Origin of the sequence: Pseudomonas sp. MUP55, assembly GCF_034043515.1 — a bacterium.
In the GTDB taxonomy this organism is placed as follows: domain Bacteria; phylum Pseudomonadota; class Gammaproteobacteria; order Pseudomonadales; family Pseudomonadaceae; genus Aquipseudomonas.
In genome coordinates this window covers 2,238,645-2,253,267 of sequence record NZ_CP138214.1, presented here as the reverse complement: position 1 = coordinate 2,253,267, position 14,623 = coordinate 2,238,645, and the positions used below count along the sequence as shown (strand labels likewise).

Sequence of the window (14,623 nt, the reverse complement as noted above, 5' to 3'; positions counted from 1 at the left end):
ATTAGTCATAAGGGATGACCGAGATCTTGCCGTTGCGTTCGAGGATCGCGAAGCGGATCTGCTTGATCTCCAGAATCCCCTGGGCCGACCGCGCCGCCTCCAGTATGTCGTCTTCATCCAGGCGCGCACGCTTGAGGCGTTCGTGGAGCACTCGGCCCTGCTCCACCACCACGGTAGGGCCGCCATCGAGCAAACGTGAAAACCAGCGCGAGCGCTGCTTGATCAAGGACAGGCCGATGTCGATGGCGATCAACGTGACGATCACCAGCACCGCATTGGTCAACGAGAAATCATCGCCCAGCAACGCCTGCTGAGTGGCTTCACCGATCACCATCAACAGCACCAGGTCGAAGGTGGTGAGTTCGGCCAGCGAGCGCCTGCCAGCAACCTTGAACAGGATCATCAGCACCAGGTAGATCGCGGCGGCGCGCAACACGGAGTCCATGATTGCCCCCTAGGGATAAATGAACTGCCAGAGGTCCACGGTCGCACCGTTGGCCAGCGACACTTGGGTGTCGAAGCGGCCGACGCCGTCACTGCGCAACGTCAGATGCAACGTGGCGCGCCCCAGATCGTCAGTGAGTGTCCACAGCTTCACGCCCTCGCCCGCCGTACTGGCCTTGAGCGGCTGGGGCTGGAGCATTTCCACATTGAAGCCCTGCAGCAGCTCGCCGTTGATTTCCAGCGCCAGAGACGTGTGTGCGGCGCCGTGCATATGGATCACCAGCGCGTCGGACGAACCATTGCGCAGGAAGCGCTGGTATTCGACGCGCAACTGGCCATCGGCGCTGCGCACCTCGGTGGTGCTCAGCGGGCCTTTGGAGAACAACCCCGCCAGGGTCAGTACGATGAGTATCACCAGGGCATACCAACCCAGTCGCTCGAAGCGCCAGATTCGGCGTTGCTGAGGCATGTCCTCACGTACCGGAAAGCCGCGGCTGTGCAGGTCGTCAGGCTCTGACTCGCGCATAACCTGCCCTCTGTCAGCCCTTGCTGTGCTCCGCCGAGGACGGCCCCTTGGTCACGCCGCGCGGGCCATACACCGCCCATATCACCGCGCCGAGGAAAGGCAGCAGGACCACCACGGCGGTCCACCCCGCCTTGCTCCCTGAGGAGTTCTCGCTACGCCACACGCTGTTGAGGACCCAAAGGTCGAGCAACAACAGGATGATCATCAGGCCAATCCAGAAATACGTCGCTTGCATGGTGCACCTCCCGGTTATGCAACATTAGGTTGGCGAGGCGGCCACAGGGTTCAGATTTTTTCGACGGGCATGGGCGAATCTAAATAAACGATTGTTCCAACCGAACTGAATCGATGAATTGATCAATATTTCAAAGACAACCAAATTGATACCGTCGCTTTTTCGGCCGGTCACAGCCTTACCGGAACTTGTTGAAGAAGGATTTACGCCATGCAAGACCACGACACTTACGCAAAACGGATGGCCTGCCGCCAGCTGGCAATGGAGCAAAACCAGAAGCTGTTCGATCAGGCCAACGCCCTCAGCCGGAGCGCGTTCGACCTGTTGGAGCGCACCGATTTTGACAGCCAGATGTTCGATCAATACCTGCGTTTGCGCCGTAAGGCTGAGGCGTTGTTCCGTGAAGCGATTGATCACTTGGGTGTGCTCAACACGCATTTCCCCGCGCCCGTCTCGAGGGTAGCGACCAAGCAGACAAAAGTGGCCAGGCTTGAACAGGAGGTGGCGTGATGAATCATTCCAAACGTGCCTGGGAGCTGGCGATGGTATTGGTCGCCAATGGCAAGATCCCATTCGACCCCGCCAACCCGAGCGGGTCGGTCAAGATCCTGTCGCGGCATCTGGAGGCGCTGGAAACAGCGCTGCGGGAGGAGGCAATGGACCTGCCGGTGGAGCGCCTGCGCAATGTCGGCAGCCGTCGGCCGGCATTGGCGTGTGCCGATTGAGGTTAACCCTGTGGGAGGGGGCTTGCTCCCGATAGCGGTGTGTCAGTCAGTCCAGACTCAGCGGACACACCGCCATCGGGGGGCAAGCCCCCTCCCACATTGGATCGCAACAGCGCAGTCACAGCGCAACACCATTACGCCCGGCCGACTTCGCGTGATAAAGCGCCTTGTCCGCGGCTTCGATCAAGTCGAGCGCAGCCTCCAGTTCGATACCCGCTGCCGCCGCCACCCCGATACTCACACTCACGCGCCCGAACGGGCTACCTGGGTGTTGGATGTTTTCCTGCAACAGCCGATCAAGGATCAATTGCGCCACCACTGCGGCGCCTTCGCTGTCGGTGGCGGGCATGATCACCGCTATTTCCTCCCCGCCGTACCGCGCCACCAGGTCCGAAGGGCGCCGTACACAGGCCTCCAGAACGCGGCTGACCTTCTGCAGGCAGGCGTCTCCGGCGACATGGCCGAGGGCATCGTTGTAGCGCTTGAAGTAGTCGATATCGACCATCAGCAAGGCCAGTGTCGTGCCATCGCGTTGCGCCCGGCGCGCTTCCAGAGCCAGGGTCTCATCGAAGCAGCGACGGTTGGCCAGGCCGGTCAGCGCGTCCTTCATGGCGAGTAATTCAAGCTGTCGATTTGACTCAAGCAATTGTTGCTGGGCAATCCGCAGCGCCTCTTCAGCCTGGGTCCGCCGGCGGATATCGAGGATGAGAAACCAGCCGATCAAACCGGTCAGCCCCAGCAGCCCGGTCACCGCCACAGCCGACAGCGCAGCCTCCATACGCCACGCCGCGAGCGCTTCGTGTTTGCCCAGGGCGACGGTGGTGATCAGTGGCAGGCTTTCGCTTTTGCGGAAGGCATACAGCCGCTCTACCCCATCCAGGCTGGAGGTGTAAGAGGCGGTGCCGACGGAGCGGTCGACCAGGTACTGGGAATAGATCGGCGACTTGGAAAAGTTGCGACCCATGTCCTGCTCGCGAAAGGGATAGCGCACCAGCAGGGTGCCGTCGGTGTAGGACAAGCCGATCGCGCCGTCCTGGCCGACGTCGAGTTTGCCGAACACGCGCAGAAAGTTTTCCACCCCCAGCGTCACGGCGACCACCCCGGCAAAGTTGCCGGCCGCGTCATTGAAGCGTCGGCTGATGGTCACCACCCACTCCTGAGTGGTGTGGCTCTGGATCGGCGGACCGATGAACGGCTCACCGCTCGGATCGTCACGATGATGGATGAAATAGGCACGCGCGCTGCTGTTGGCGCCTGCCGGAATCACCCGATTGGACGACATCAGCCAGCGGCCTTGCTGGTCATAGATGGTGATGCCGCTGAGTTGCGGCATCAGCGGCTGCTGGCGACGTATCAGCGCGCTGATGCGCTGGATCTGCACCGGGCCGCTGCCTTCGGTTTCCAGGCGCTCGGCCAGCCCCAGCAACAGCAGCGCGCTTTGGCGCACGATCCCTTCGGTGTAGGTATTGAGCGCCTGGGTAAGGTTCAAGCCGTGCACGTCCACTTCCGCCAGCGCACGCTCGCGGGAAGACAGGACCTTCCAGATCGTCAACGAAGTCAGGGAACAGCCGACCACCAACAGCAACAGCATTACAAGGCGGGTATCACGCTTCACGTCAGCACCTTAAGGAAGTCCGGTATTGCATTCCAGCCATCAATCGAACGTCGGTACTCACAGCGGCCACCGGTTCCGGGGCGCAAGCATACAAGCAGTCTGGCGGGCCTGCATCAGCCGCGTGTACAGCCACACCGCGCCTGATAACGAACCTCCAGCGAGGATCGACATCGAGAGTGGATCAGGACTCGCCCTGGTAGAGGTTCAAACAGCACGTTGAAACTTAACCTGCAGCGCCACTATTTCAATATCAACCACCGCAGACTCCAACTAAAAAGTTATACGAAGCGGCAAGCCCAACGCTGCCTTGTACAAGTTTTTTGCCGTTCATCGCCATTTCTTAAAAATTTCAAAACATCTTGCCGCTTGCTCTTATCGGAGTAGATGTCCGTTGCATAAATGGGCAACTAGCGAAACGACAATTGGACTTGGAGTATTGTTATGACCACGAGCAATAAAAACCCTGGCAACTTCGCTAACGATCGCGAAAAAGCATCGGAGGCGGGAAAGAAAGGTGGCCATGCGTCGGGTGGCAACTTTGCCAACGACCGCGAGAAAGCGTCGGAAGCGGGTCGTAAAGGCGGCCAAAACAGTCATGGTGGTGGACGCAAGTCATAACCAAGGGCATTAATCATGCGAGCGTCAACTGATTACCAGCGTGGTGAGTTACATCACCGGCCGATAGTGGAAGTGCGAACCGAAGCAGTGACCGGCATGCGTTCAAACAGCGCCACGTGTTACGAACACCGGCGCGGTACTGAACTAGCCGAAGCAACTATCGGCTTGCGGCAAAGTCCACCATTGTGCGAGAGACACTTATAGCCAGTGCACCCGCACGGCGAAGTGTAAGTTCCCTGCAAGATCGAAATGAACGTTGCACAACCGACATAACGACGAGGTAACTGAACATGAGTACTCAAGACAAAAAAGGCCAAATGAGCGTCAACGAAGCCGGTAAGAAAGGTGGCGAAGCCACGTCTGCCTCCCATGACAAAGAGTTCTATCAGGAGATTGGTAGCAAGGGTGGCCAAAACAGTGGCGGTAACTTCAAGAACGACCCTGAGCGCGCCGCCGAAGCCGGCAGCAAAGGCGGTCAGAACAGCGGCGGGAACTTCAAGAATGATCCCGAGCGCGCTGCCGAGGCCGGCCGCAAAGGGGGCCAGAACAGTGGCGGCAATTTCGCCAACGACCGCGAGAAAGCTTCTGAAGCGGGCCGTAAAGGCGGCGAAAACAGCCACGGTGGCGGCCGCAACAGCTAATGTGCTTGATGCAGGGGAGCAGTGCTCCCCTGCTTTCATTGATGAGGGACACCATGCCTTTACACATTATTAATTTTACCGGCCCTGTCACCGCGTCAACCTGCAGCCAGCTGATCGAAAAAGCGTCATTGGCCGTGCAGCAGGATGCCTCGGGACTGGTGGTGAACATCGCAACCATGGGCGGTGAATGCAGCTACGGCTTTACCATGTACAACTTTCTGCGAGCCCTGCCGATCCCGGTGCATACCCATAACCTGGGCACGGTGGAGTCGATGGGCAATATCATCTTTCTCGCCGGCGAACGCCGCACCGCCTGTGTCCACAGCAAATTCCTGTTCCATCCGTTTCACTGGCATGTGCAAGGCGCGGTCGACCATTCGCGCATGTCCGAATACGCGATGAGCCTCGATTATGACCTGCAGCTGTATGCCCGCATCGTGGCCGAGCGCACCGCCGACGCCGAGGAAACACTGGAAACGGAGAAGTACCTGATCGCGGCGCCGCGCATTCTGGACCCACACCAGGCGCTGACCACCGGCCTGATCCATGCGATCGAGCTGCCGGTGATCAAGGCGGAGTTTGTGAGCAGCTTCATTCACTCCTAGCGCCGTTTATCAATCGCAGATGCCCTGGAGGATGAAAACCTTCGACTGAACGTGATCCGCATTGCTGAGGGATCGCGATGCTGGCATTAAAATATCAACTAATCGCTTGTTTGAAACTTTCACTTTTATTGGTTGAAAACATCCGTCCAATAATGAATGGTGGGGGTTCATTCAGGGAGGAACCGATGTGCAATATCTACAAGCGAACCGCCGTTGCGTTCAGTGCAAGGAATCCTATGAACCGACCACGGACGAACCTGATTTCCTGATAGCGACCGCGTCTGAAATGCTCTGCCCGACGTGCAAAGAAATGTACGCGGCAGAGCTGATGACCGTTGCACTTGAGCGCAGCGTGCAGAAGTTATATCAGCTGCAGGAGCGTCGAGGAAAATAATAGAGGTTAATGCCGCTGATACGGGCGTCCGAATCAATATCTTTCATTGCAAAGGCCTTCATTCGGGCGGCGGTGGTACGTAGGGCTTTGCAATAAACGGAACACTACCAGATGGACGCCACCTTACATTCTCAAGTCCGTAGCGCTCGGCCAGCGGTTTGCTTATTCGTTTGATCCTTTCATTACGCGACCGTGGAATAATACCAATTCCCGCGTCGCAACATGCCCAATGCCAGGCCTCCGCATTGTTCATGACCTCCGCTCTTATAATGAAAGACTTCGGCTCGCGGTGGTAGTCGTACTCGATGATATATAAAATGTTTTTCATAAACTCTCCTTCTGATTTTTTGTGGTTTGATCAGAATGAAGGTTCAGAATTTTTTCCTACCTAGTTGGTTCGGCTTGCGCAATTTTTGCGTTGCGCTAGTTGAACGACCATTCGTCGGCACCGGCTGAAAAAAAATAAACCGCTGCGAGGTTTTTTGTTTCTCAATACTGAGTCTGTTCACTCCAGGCTCTTGGTAAAAACTCCTGTCTTGCCCGTACTTTGTGCGGGCTTTTTTCTTGGCAGTTTTATATGGCTAATCAGCATGTTCGAACTGGCCAGTGTTCTTGGCCAGATACGTGCAGTCACCCTTATATACGCAAGGGCTATTACATGGGCGTGGATCCAGACGTCTACGTGTGTATGCGCTGTGGTGAGCAGCGCAGGCCTGAGCGATGGGACGACTTTGCGCGTCGGCGCAGGCCGCCCAGAGGGCTTTCGAACGACTCCTGAGCCTTTTCGCCCGTCATCGACGCCCGCCAGGGACACCTTTCATCCCCTATCGTGAAATGCAGTGGAACCTCAAACGGCGCCGAATTTTCTACCGAAAACACACCCGTAGGAGGACTGGAAACATGACTGAACATCCGCTGATAGCGAACCATACCCCCCAAGACGGCCAACGAAGCGGCACGCTGACCAAAGCTGAACGTACGCTTTCGGTGACGGCCGGGGCGGCCCTGCTGATACACGGCTGGCGCAAAGGCGGGTTGAGCGGCGCATTGCAGACCGTGGCAGGCGCCTACGCCGTTTTTCGCGGTACCGCTGGCCATTGCCGGCTCAAGCAGGCGCTGACGCCGACACCCTTCGAACAGCAATTCAGCCGCGAGCATCACTGGCCGATCAGCGAAGCGATCACACGCAGCATTACGATCAATCGGCCCCTTGAAGAGGTATCTACCTTCCTCGCCAGACCCGAGCAGGTCGGCCCGCTGTTGCGTTGGGTCGACAGCGTCGAGCAACTGGCACCGGACGTCACGCGCTGGACGCTGCGCGCTCCCGCCGGCAAGCGCGTGCAGTGCACGCTGATCCAGAGCGAAACCCAGGAGCCTGGAGTGCTGCATTGGAAAACCCCAGGCGATGGGCGCTGGGCCCATGACATTGCCCTCTCACTGTCCCCCGCCCCCGCCGGCCGTGGCACCCAAGTCAAAGCCGTGGTGGTATGCAAGCCGGCCATGGGCAGATTGGGCTATGGGCTGGCGCGGGCGATCAGCCTGTTCAGCGACAAGGCCTTGCTCAATGCGCTGCAGGCGGTGAAACAGCAACTGGAAACCGGCGAGGTCAGCGACAACCGCCTCAGACCGGAACAGGACGACGACTTTTTTTACGTACACGCCGCCGACGACCAGGTGACCAGCGATCACCCGACCGTCAAAACCGGCGTCGCCATTGAAGGGGGATCTCACTGATGCGCGCACTTACCTGGCAAGCACCGAACTTACTGCAAGTCGACAACGTTCCCGACCCGACTATCCTCAACCCGCGTGACGCGATCATCCGCGTCACAATGTCCTCCGTGTGCGGTTCCGACCTGCATTTGCTTGGCGGCTACGTACCGGCCATGAAGCCTGGCGACATCATCGGCCATGAGTTCATGGGTGAAGTCGTCGAAGTGGGCAAAGGCATCACCGACCTGCGCCAGGGTGACAAGGTGGTCACCATTTCGATCATCGGTTGCGGCAACTGCGAACCCTGCCAGCGCAGCGACTTTTCCTGCTGCGACAACTCCAACCCCAACCCTTCGGCGACGGACCTCCTGTACGGCCAGCCGTGCTGCGGCATCCTCGGCTACAGCCACGCCTTCGGCGGTTACCCCGGCAGCCACGCCACCTATGTTCGAGTGCCGTTTGCCGACGTCAACCTGTTCAAAGTGCCCGAGGGCGTCAGCGACGAGCAGGCGCTGTTCGTATCGGATGCGGCGCCTACCGGTTACTTCGCCGCGGACAACGCCGGTATCCAGCCGGGCGACACCGTAGCGGTGTGGGGCTGCGGCGGGGTTGGCCAGATGGCCATTTGCAGCGCTTATCTGCTAGGCGCCGAACGGGTGATCGCCATCGACCGCTACCCCGACCGGCTGCGCCTGGCGCAAGAGCGCGGCAAGGCGATTGCAATCAACTATGAGAAAACCAATGTGCATGAGGCTTTGCTGGAGCTGACGGGCGGGCGTGGGCCAGACCGTTGCATCGATTGCGTGGGGATGGAGGCGCATGGCACCGAGATCGACTATGCGTATGACAAGGCCAAGCAGATGCTCAGGCTGCATACCGAACGCGGCAGCGTGCTCAGGCAAGCGATACGGGCTTGCCGTAAAGGCGGCACGGTGTCGGTGGTCGGGGTGTATGGGGGGCTGCTTGATAAGTTTCCCATGGGGGCGATTGTCAACAAGGCGCTGACGTTGAAATCCGGGCAGCAGCCGGGGCAGCGGTATGCGGCGACGTTGTTTGAGCATATTCAGCGGGGGGAGTTGGATCCGGCTTATCTGTTGACTCATCCGATGAGTCTGGAGGATGGGGCGCAGGGGTACGCTATGTTCAAGGAGAAGACGGATCAGTGTTTGCGGGCGGTGTTCAGGCCTTGAGTAGGCTTTTTGACTGAGTACATATCCGTTTTTTGGGCCATGGCTGCTGGCGGTTCCGCTCTTACAGCGGGTCACTTTGGAAAAGCCCCAAAGTAACCAAAGGGCTCTTGCCCCACCACTCGGCACCTCGCTCACGCTCGGTGTGCCCGTAATCCGACAGCGATTTGGGGGGCCGCCGCCACGCGCCATCCATGGCGCGGGGCGGCTAAACCGGCGTCCTGCCGGTTTACCCCCCAAATCACTGTCGGCTTCCGGCCAGCGTGGTTTGACGGGGCGCTTAAGATCAAAAGCAAAAGCGAAGCGAGGCGGCCTTAGAGCCGACCTGGTCAGTGAGGGTGCGCGGTGGCTCGGCCAATCAATAACTTGTGGTGAGGGAGCTTGCTCCCGCTGGACTGCGCAGCAGTCCCAGTCTTGAAGAGCGAGGGCCGCTTCGCGCCCCAGCGGGAGCAAGCTCCCTCGCCACAATACGGCGCTCGTCTTGCCCATAAACGATGCGCAGCGAGTCGCTTTTGCTCTTGATTTTGATCTCGGTCGCCCCGTTAAACCACGCTGGCCGAACGCAGGTTTGAATCCGTGGGTAACCCGGCAGGACGCCGGGTTAGCCGCCCTGCGCCATGGATGGCGCATGGCGGCGGCCCACGGATTCAAGCCTGCGTTCGGGCACACCGAGCCTAGGCGAGGTGCCGAGTGGTGGGGCAAAAGCCCTTTGGTTACTTTGGGGCTTTTCCAAAGTGACCCGCTGTAAGAGCGGAACCATAAGCCGCCATTACCGCAGCAATGGATATGTCCCCAGTCAAAAACCGAAAGTCAGGCGAGACATCAGCCAGCCTCCACCGCCGGCGCCACCATCCGATTACACCCATACAACACCACCCCCACCAACACCAACGCCCCACCCCGCAACCACGTATCCAACCCCTGCTGACTCAGCAGAATCAAACACGAAACAACCGCCAACACCGGCACCCAACTCGGCACACGAAAATGACTCTGCTCAATCTTGTCCCGCCGCAGCACCAGCACCGCCACATTCGTACTCAGAAAAACAAACAGCAGCAACAACACCACCGTCTCCGCCAACGCCGCCAGTGTCCCCGTCAACGTCAACGCAATCGCCACAGCGGTACTGGCCACAATCGCGACCCAGGGCGTGCGCCGTTTGGGCAGCACGCGCGACAGCGGCTGCGGCAACAACCCCATACGCGCCATCCCATAGGCCAGCCGACTCGCCATGACCATCGTCAAAAGCGCACCATTGGCCACCGCCACCAAGGCAATGAACGCAAACAGCTGAGGCGGAATACTCAAGCCCGACGCACGCACCACTTCCAGCAACGGCGCCGACGTGGACGTCAACTTATCCATCGGCAACACCACCGATGCAGCGACTCCCACCGCCATGTACACAATGCCCGCCGTGACCAATGCCGCGAACAACGCACGCGGATAGACCTTGCGCACCCCGCGGATTTCCTCCGCCAGGTTGGCTGAGGTTTCAAAGCCGACAAACGAATAGAACGCCAGCAGCGCAGCCCCCAGCACCGCCACCATGGGGTTGACGCCGGGCTTGAATTCGAACGCCCGCGCCAGGTTGGCTTCGCCGGACTGCAAGCACCACGCCGCCGCCACTACCACCAACAACAGCCCGGACAGTTCCACGCAGGTCATGACCATATTGGCGCCTAGCGACTCCTTGATGCCGCGGGCATTGAGCAGTGCAATCACCAGCAAAAACACCAGCGCCGCCCAATGCGGCGATACGTCGATGAACGCGGCGAGGTAGTCCCCGGCAAACGCCAGTGACAATCCGGCGGCGCTGGTCACGGCCGCAGCGAGCATGCAATAGCCCACCAGGAACGAGATCAGCGGCGACTTGAACGCCTTCTCGGCGAACACGGAAGCGGCGCCGGCATGCGGGTACTTGGTGACCAGCTCGGCGTAGGAGCCGGCCGTGAGCATGGCGAAGAACAACGCCACCAGCAATGGCACCCAGATCGCCCCGCCCACCTGGCCGGCGATGGTTCCGGCCAGCGCGTACACGCCTGCGCCGAGCACATCGCCCAGGATGAACAGGAACAACATCGGGCCGGTCACGGCGCGGCGCAAGGAGGGTTTGGAGGGTGCGGCGTGGCTAAGACTGGATTCGGTCATGGGCGGCTCTGAGCGGCAGGTTGCGATCAGCGTTCATCCGGCGCGGGCCGGCTGAGGCAGGGCTATCTACAATGGAAAATGCCCGGGCCGCCAAAGTTCATTCATTCGTCAACCTCCAGCGAGCCAGCCGGTCAGTCCTCGTCGTGGCCGTGGGCGTCGGCGCAGGGCAATCGACCGGATTCGCCGCCGGCAATTCGTTCCGCCTGATCGATACCGCGCTTGAGTGCGTCGTGCACCGTCCATTCCGCACCCGGCAACTGCTTGGTGCGTTCAACCACGCACTGGCCCGTTGCGGTGTAGACGCACAGCAGCACTTCAATGTCCGCGTCCTCCCGTTCCCGCGCCCGGACTTCGATATGACAGCCGTTTTCCACTTCCTGGGTAAAACATTCTTCGTCCCGCGCCTGTGCAGCCCAGGCATTAAAGGTATTGCCGCGAATGAACATAGCTGTTCTCCATGACCATTAGTGAGTTGACCTGCAACTAAGACCTGAACTCTTTAGCAGTGATTCCGTGTGTTTTCCACAACGAACTCATCATGCGCCTATATAAAACCCTTTAGCGTTTCGCTTGTTAAACCGTTCGTCAGGCGGAGTAACATTTTGTTAAACCAACCCCTGAAGGCTCATTCAAATTGTTCGGGAGCGCGCTGAAACACGCCCCGCAAGGCAGCAACGAAAGCCAATAAAACCGGGCAGTAGACGACGTTTTATCTACTGGCGATGCCTTATCGCCTGGCGTTTATCACGTGGAGTACGCCAGGCATTAACAAACGCAACGGCAACGTTTCGCTTAACTAACTTGCGAACACGGGCGCGGCTGTTTGGGCAGCGCAACAACGGATGTTTTCACTACAGGAGCACGGCATGAAACGAGCGATGGGTTATGGCCTGGCATCTCTCGCCAGCATCTTCTTATTAACCGGCTGCAACTTGGTGGTGTTCAACCCCAAGGGCCAGATTGCAACCGATGAACGCGACCTGATTATCCTTGCCACGGGTTTGATGTTACTGGTGGTGGTACCGGTGATCGTGCTGATGTTCGTGTTCGCCTACCGCTACCGTGCGACCAACAAGAAAGCGCGCTACTCCCCACGCTGGGCCAGCTCCCACAAAATCGAAGCGGTGGTGTGGGGCGTTCCCTTGCTGATCATCATTGCCCTGGGCTGGGTGACGTGGGAGACCACCCACGCGCTTGACCCCTACCGACCGCTCGACTCGGACACGCCGCCGATCAATGTGCAGGTAGTGGCCACCGACTGGAAGTGGCTGTTCATCTACCCAGACCTGGGTATCGCCAGCGTCAACGAACTGGCCCTGCCAGTGCATACGCCGGTGAGCTTCACCGTCACCTCCGATGCCGCCATGACCTCGTTCTTCATCCCGGCACTCGGCGGGCAGATCTATGCCATGGCCGGCATGCAGACCAAGCTGCACCTGATCGCCAACGAGACCGGCGAGTTCAGGGGCATTGCCGCCAACTACAACGGCCCCGGTTTCTCCGACATGCATTTCGCCACGCTGTCGCTCAGCCCTGCCGATTTCCAGGCCTGGGTGAACAAGGTCAAGGGCGCGCCAACGCAGCTGGACCACACCCGCTATGCGCAGTTGGCCAAGCCCACCATCAAGCACCCGGTCACCTATTACTCGGCGGTACAGGAGCGGCTGTTCCTGGACATCGTCGATAAATACGAAGGCATGAACAAGGCCCCTAAAACCAAACGTGCGCAATTGAGCGGCGCGCAACAACGCGCCGATCAACACCCAAGTCTGCTGGCTGAGGAGCAGTAACAATGTTCGGAAAACTGTCATGGGAAGCGATCCCAACCACTGAACCCATTGTGATGTACACCTTGGCCTTCGTCGGCCTGATCGGCGTGGCGATGGTGGGATCCATCACCTGGAAGCGCAAATGGGGTTACCTGTGGCGCGAGTGGTTCACCTCCGTGGACCACAAGAAGATCGGCTGCATGTACATCATCGTCGCGCTGGTGATGCTGCTGCGCGGGTTTTCCGACGCGATCATGATGCGTACCCAGCAAGCCATGGCCGCCAGCGGCGGGCCGGGTTACCTGCCGCCGGAACACTACGACCAGATCTTCACCGCCCACGGCGTGATCATGATTTTTTTCGTGGCCATGCCCTTCGTGGTCGGCCTGATGAACGTGGTGGTGCCGTTGCAGATCGGCGCGCGCGATGTGGCCTACCCGTTTCTCAATGCGCTGAGCTTCTGGCTGTTCGTGGCCGGTGCCCTGCTGGTTAACGTCTCACTGGGCATCGGTGAGTTCGCGCGAACCGGTTGGGTCGCTTACCCGCCGTTATCCGGGCTGGCCTACAGTCCCGGTGTGGGGGTGGATTACTACATCTGGTCATTGCAGATATCCGGGATCGGCACGCTACTGACGGGGGTGAATTTCTTCGTCACGATCCTGAAGATGCGCACCGAAGGCATGACCCTGTTCAAGATGCCGGTATTTACCTGGAACGCGCTGTGTACCTCGGTGCTGATCCTGGCATCGTTTCCGATCCTGACAGCCACCCTGCTGATGCTGTCCCTGGACCGTTACCTGGGCATGCATTTTTTTACCAACGAAGCCGGCGGCAACCCGATGATGTACGTCAACCTGATCTGGGCCTGGGGGCACCCGGAGGTGTACATCCTGATCCTGCCGGCGTTCGGGGTATTTTCCGAAATTGCCGCCACGTTCAGCAGCAAGCGCCTGTTCGGCTACGTGTCGCTGGTGTGGGCGACGATCGCGATTACCGTGCTGTCGTTCATCGTCTGGCTGCACCACTTCTTCACCATGGGCTCGGGGGGCAACGTCAACGCGTTCTTCGGCATCATGACGATGATCATCGCCGTGCCGACCGGGGTGAAGATCTTCACCTGGCTGTTCACCATGTACCGTGGCCGGGTGCGCTTCGAAACCCCCATGCTGTGGACACTGGGCTTTATCGTGACCTTCAGCATCGGCGGCATGACCGGCGTCTTGCTGGCCGTGCCGGGCGCGGACTTCATGCTGCACAACAGCCTGTTTCTGATCGCGCACTTTCACAACGTGATCATCGGCGGCGCGGTGTTCGGCTACATGGCTGGCCTGACCTACTGGTTCCCCAAGGCCTTTGGCTTCCGCCTGAACGACAAGCTGGGGCGCATCGCGTTCTGGTGCTGGCTGATCGGCTTCTATTTCGCGTTCATGCCGTCGTACGTGCTGGGCTTCATGGGCATGACGCGGCGCCTCAACCATTTCGACAACCCGGAGTGGCGCCCCTGGCTGCTGCTGGAGCTGGTGGGCGTGGCCATTATCCTCTGCGGTGTGACCGCCCAGGCGCTGCAACTGTTTATCAGCATTCGTCGCCGTCATGAGTACCGCGACCGCACCGGCGACCCGTGGGACGGGCGCACCCTGGAATGGGCCACCGCGTCGCCGCCGCCGCTGTACAACTTTGCCGAGCAACCCAAGGTCAGCGACCTGGACGCGTATTGGGGCATGAAGGAGCGCGGCGTCAGTACCCTGAGCCACACCGACTATCGCAGCATCCACATGCCGCGCAATACCGCCTCGGGCCTGATCATCAGCCTGTTCGCGCTGATCTGCAGCTTTGCGCTGGTGTGGCATATCTGGTGGTTGGCGGCATTCGGCCTGGTGGCATCGGTGGTTGCATTCGTGGTGCGCAGTTACGACGAAGACACCGATTATTTCGTGCCCGCAGAGGAAGTCGCGCGCATCGAAACGGCCCGTCTCAAAGACCTGGCAGAGGCTTGA

17 protein-coding genes are annotated in these 14,623 nt (G+C 59.4%); 10 read left to right on the top strand and 7 right to left on the bottom strand.

What is annotated here, in order from left to right; translation table 11 throughout:
* Position 1 precedes the first annotated feature (1 nt).
* Genes SC318_RS10280 through SC318_RS10270 form a run of 3 tightly spaced genes read right to left on the bottom strand, consistent with a single transcriptional unit; the run spans position 2 to position 1,205 of the window.
* Positions 2-445 carry a DUF421 domain-containing protein gene (locus tag SC318_RS10280; RefSeq protein WP_320430688.1) on the bottom strand — a complete coding sequence of 148 codons (444 nt, stop codon included), beginning with the start codon at positions 443-445 and terminating at the stop codon, positions 2-4.
* A 9-nt stretch (positions 446-454) separates the two neighbouring features.
* Complete coding sequence (locus tag SC318_RS10275) at positions 455-970, bottom strand: hypothetical protein (RefSeq protein ID WP_320430687.1); 516 nt, start codon at positions 968-970, stop codon at positions 455-457.
* Positions 971-983: 13 nt separating this feature from the next.
* On the bottom strand, positions 984-1,205 hold the full coding sequence (locus SC318_RS10270) for a PLD nuclease N-terminal domain-containing protein (RefSeq protein WP_320430686.1): 222 nt from the start codon (positions 1,203-1,205) through the stop codon (positions 984-986).
* A 210-nt stretch (positions 1,206-1,415) separates the two neighbouring features.
* Between SC318_RS10270 and SC318_RS10265 the strand changes: the two genes are divergently transcribed.
* Positions 1,416-1,715 (top strand): hypothetical protein, encoded by a 300-nt coding sequence (locus SC318_RS10265; protein WP_320430685.1) that lies wholly within the window; start codon positions 1,416-1,418, stop codon positions 1,713-1,715.
* On the top strand, positions 1,715-1,930 hold the full coding sequence (locus tag SC318_RS10260; protein WP_320430684.1) for a hypothetical protein: 216 nt from the start codon (positions 1,715-1,717) through the stop codon (positions 1,928-1,930). The genes SC318_RS10265 and SC318_RS10260 overlap by 1 nt, the downstream gene beginning before the upstream one ends.
* Before the next feature lie 118 nt (positions 1,931-2,048).
* On the opposite strand, the gene SC318_RS10255 is transcribed toward SC318_RS10260, so the two are convergent.
* A complete protein-coding gene (locus SC318_RS10255) occupies positions 2,049-3,545 on the bottom strand; it encodes a sensor domain-containing diguanylate cyclase (RefSeq protein WP_320430683.1) in 1,497 nt (498 codons plus the stop codon).
* Between the two features lie 441 nt (positions 3,546-3,986).
* Here SC318_RS10255 and SC318_RS10250 point away from each other — a divergent pair, with 441 nt between their 5' ends.
* The 4 genes from SC318_RS10250 to SC318_RS10235 all read left to right on the top strand — a co-directional run bounded on the left by SC318_RS10250 (position 3,987) and on the right by SC318_RS10235 (position 5,803).
* A complete protein-coding gene (locus SC318_RS10250; protein WP_320430682.1) occupies positions 3,987-4,163 on the top strand; it encodes a con-10 family general stress protein in 177 nt (58 codons plus the stop codon).
* Positions 4,164-4,453: 290 nt separating this feature from the next.
* The gene (locus SC318_RS10245; RefSeq protein ID WP_124386129.1) at positions 4,454-4,804 is read left to right on the top strand and encodes a con-10 family general stress protein; all 351 of its coding nucleotides are present in this window, start codon (positions 4,454-4,456) and stop codon (positions 4,802-4,804) included.
* A 53-nt stretch (positions 4,805-4,857) separates the two neighbouring features.
* Positions 4,858-5,409 carry an ATP-dependent Clp protease proteolytic subunit gene (locus SC318_RS10240; RefSeq protein ID WP_320430681.1) on the top strand — a complete coding sequence of 184 codons (552 nt, stop codon included), beginning with the start codon at positions 4,858-4,860 and terminating at the stop codon, positions 5,407-5,409.
* 187 nt (positions 5,410-5,596) lie between these two features.
* On the top strand, positions 5,597-5,803 hold the full coding sequence (locus SC318_RS10235) for a hypothetical protein (RefSeq protein WP_320430680.1): 207 nt from the start codon (positions 5,597-5,599) through the stop codon (positions 5,801-5,803).
* 58 nt (positions 5,804-5,861) lie between these two features.
* Here SC318_RS10235 and SC318_RS10230 read toward each other — a convergent pair whose 3' ends face one another.
* On the bottom strand, positions 5,862-6,131 hold the full coding sequence (locus SC318_RS10230; protein ID WP_320430679.1) for a DUF6555 family protein: 270 nt from the start codon (positions 6,129-6,131) through the stop codon (positions 5,862-5,864).
* Positions 6,132-6,703: 572 nt separating this feature from the next.
* Between SC318_RS10230 and SC318_RS10225 the strand changes: the two genes are divergently transcribed.
* Both SC318_RS10225 and SC318_RS10220 read left to right on the top strand, forming a co-directional pair.
* Positions 6,704-7,537, top strand: a complete 834-nt coding sequence (locus SC318_RS10225) for an SRPBCC family protein (RefSeq protein ID WP_320430678.1) — start codon at positions 6,704-6,706, stop codon at positions 7,535-7,537.
* A complete protein-coding gene (locus SC318_RS10220) occupies positions 7,537-8,706 on the top strand; it encodes a zinc-dependent alcohol dehydrogenase (protein ID WP_320430677.1) in 1,170 nt (389 codons plus the stop codon). Before SC318_RS10225 ends, SC318_RS10220 begins: the two co-directional genes overlap by 1 nt.
* Positions 8,707-9,525: 819 nt before the next feature.
* Here SC318_RS10220 and SC318_RS10215 read toward each other — a convergent pair.
* Positions 9,526-10,857, bottom strand: a complete 1,332-nt coding sequence (locus SC318_RS10215; RefSeq protein ID WP_320430676.1) for an APC family permease — start codon at positions 10,855-10,857, stop codon at positions 9,526-9,528.
* 131 nt (positions 10,858-10,988) lie between these two features.
* Entirely contained in the window at positions 10,989-11,303 is a 315-nt protein-coding gene (locus SC318_RS10210) for a hypothetical protein (protein ID WP_320430675.1), read from the bottom strand.
* 420 nt (positions 11,304-11,723) lie between these two features.
* On the opposite strand from SC318_RS10210, the gene cyoA reads away from it, so the two are divergent.
* Positions 11,724-12,647 carry a ubiquinol oxidase subunit II gene (gene cyoA, locus SC318_RS10205; RefSeq protein WP_320430674.1) on the top strand — a complete coding sequence of 308 codons (924 nt, stop codon included), beginning with the start codon at positions 11,724-11,726 and terminating at the stop codon, positions 12,645-12,647.
* A 2-nt stretch (positions 12,648-12,649) separates the two neighbouring features.
* Positions 12,650-14,623 (top strand): cytochrome o ubiquinol oxidase subunit I, encoded by a 1,974-nt coding sequence (cyoB, locus tag SC318_RS10200; protein ID WP_320430673.1) that lies wholly within the window; start codon positions 12,650-12,652, stop codon positions 14,621-14,623.

Excerpts from the sequence above, each read along its gene's own strand:
- SC318_RS10280 (WP_320430688.1), bottom strand. The coding sequence starts at position 445 with ATGGACTCCGTGTTGCGCGCCGCCGCGATCTACCTGGTGCTGATGATC.
- SC318_RS10275 (WP_320430687.1), bottom strand. The coding sequence starts at position 970 with ATGCGCGAGTCAGAGCCTGACGACCTGCACAGCCGCGGCTTTCCGGTA.
- SC318_RS10270 (WP_320430686.1), bottom strand. The coding sequence starts at position 1,205 with ATGCAAGCGACGTATTTCTGGATTGGCCTGATGATCATCCTGTTGTTG.
- SC318_RS10265 (WP_320430685.1), top strand. The coding sequence starts at position 1,416 with ATGCAAGACCACGACACTTACGCAAAACGGATGGCCTGCCGCCAGCTG.
- SC318_RS10260 (WP_320430684.1), top strand. The coding sequence starts at position 1,715 with ATGAATCATTCCAAACGTGCCTGGGAGCTGGCGATGGTATTGGTCGCC.
- SC318_RS10250 (WP_320430682.1), top strand. The coding sequence starts at position 3,987 with ATGACCACGAGCAATAAAAACCCTGGCAACTTCGCTAACGATCGCGAA.
- SC318_RS10245 (WP_124386129.1), top strand. The coding sequence starts at position 4,454 with ATGAGTACTCAAGACAAAAAAGGCCAAATGAGCGTCAACGAAGCCGGT.
- SC318_RS10240 (WP_320430681.1), top strand. The coding sequence starts at position 4,858 with ATGCCTTTACACATTATTAATTTTACCGGCCCTGTCACCGCGTCAACC.
- SC318_RS10230 (WP_320430679.1), bottom strand. The coding sequence starts at position 6,131 with ATGAAAAACATTTTATATATCATCGAGTACGACTACCACCGCGAGCCG.
- SC318_RS10225 (WP_320430678.1), top strand. The coding sequence starts at position 6,704 with ATGACTGAACATCCGCTGATAGCGAACCATACCCCCCAAGACGGCCAA.
- SC318_RS10220 (WP_320430677.1), top strand. The coding sequence starts at position 7,537 with ATGCGCGCACTTACCTGGCAAGCACCGAACTTACTGCAAGTCGACAAC.
- SC318_RS10215 (WP_320430676.1), bottom strand. The coding sequence starts at position 10,857 with ATGACCGAATCCAGTCTTAGCCACGCCGCACCCTCCAAACCCTCCTTG.
- SC318_RS10210 (WP_320430675.1), bottom strand. The coding sequence starts at position 11,303 with ATGTTCATTCGCGGCAATACCTTTAATGCCTGGGCTGCACAGGCGCGG.
- cyoA (WP_320430674.1), top strand. The coding sequence starts at position 11,724 with ATGAAACGAGCGATGGGTTATGGCCTGGCATCTCTCGCCAGCATCTTC.
- cyoB (WP_320430673.1), top strand. The coding sequence starts at position 12,650 with ATGTTCGGAAAACTGTCATGGGAAGCGATCCCAACCACTGAACCCATT.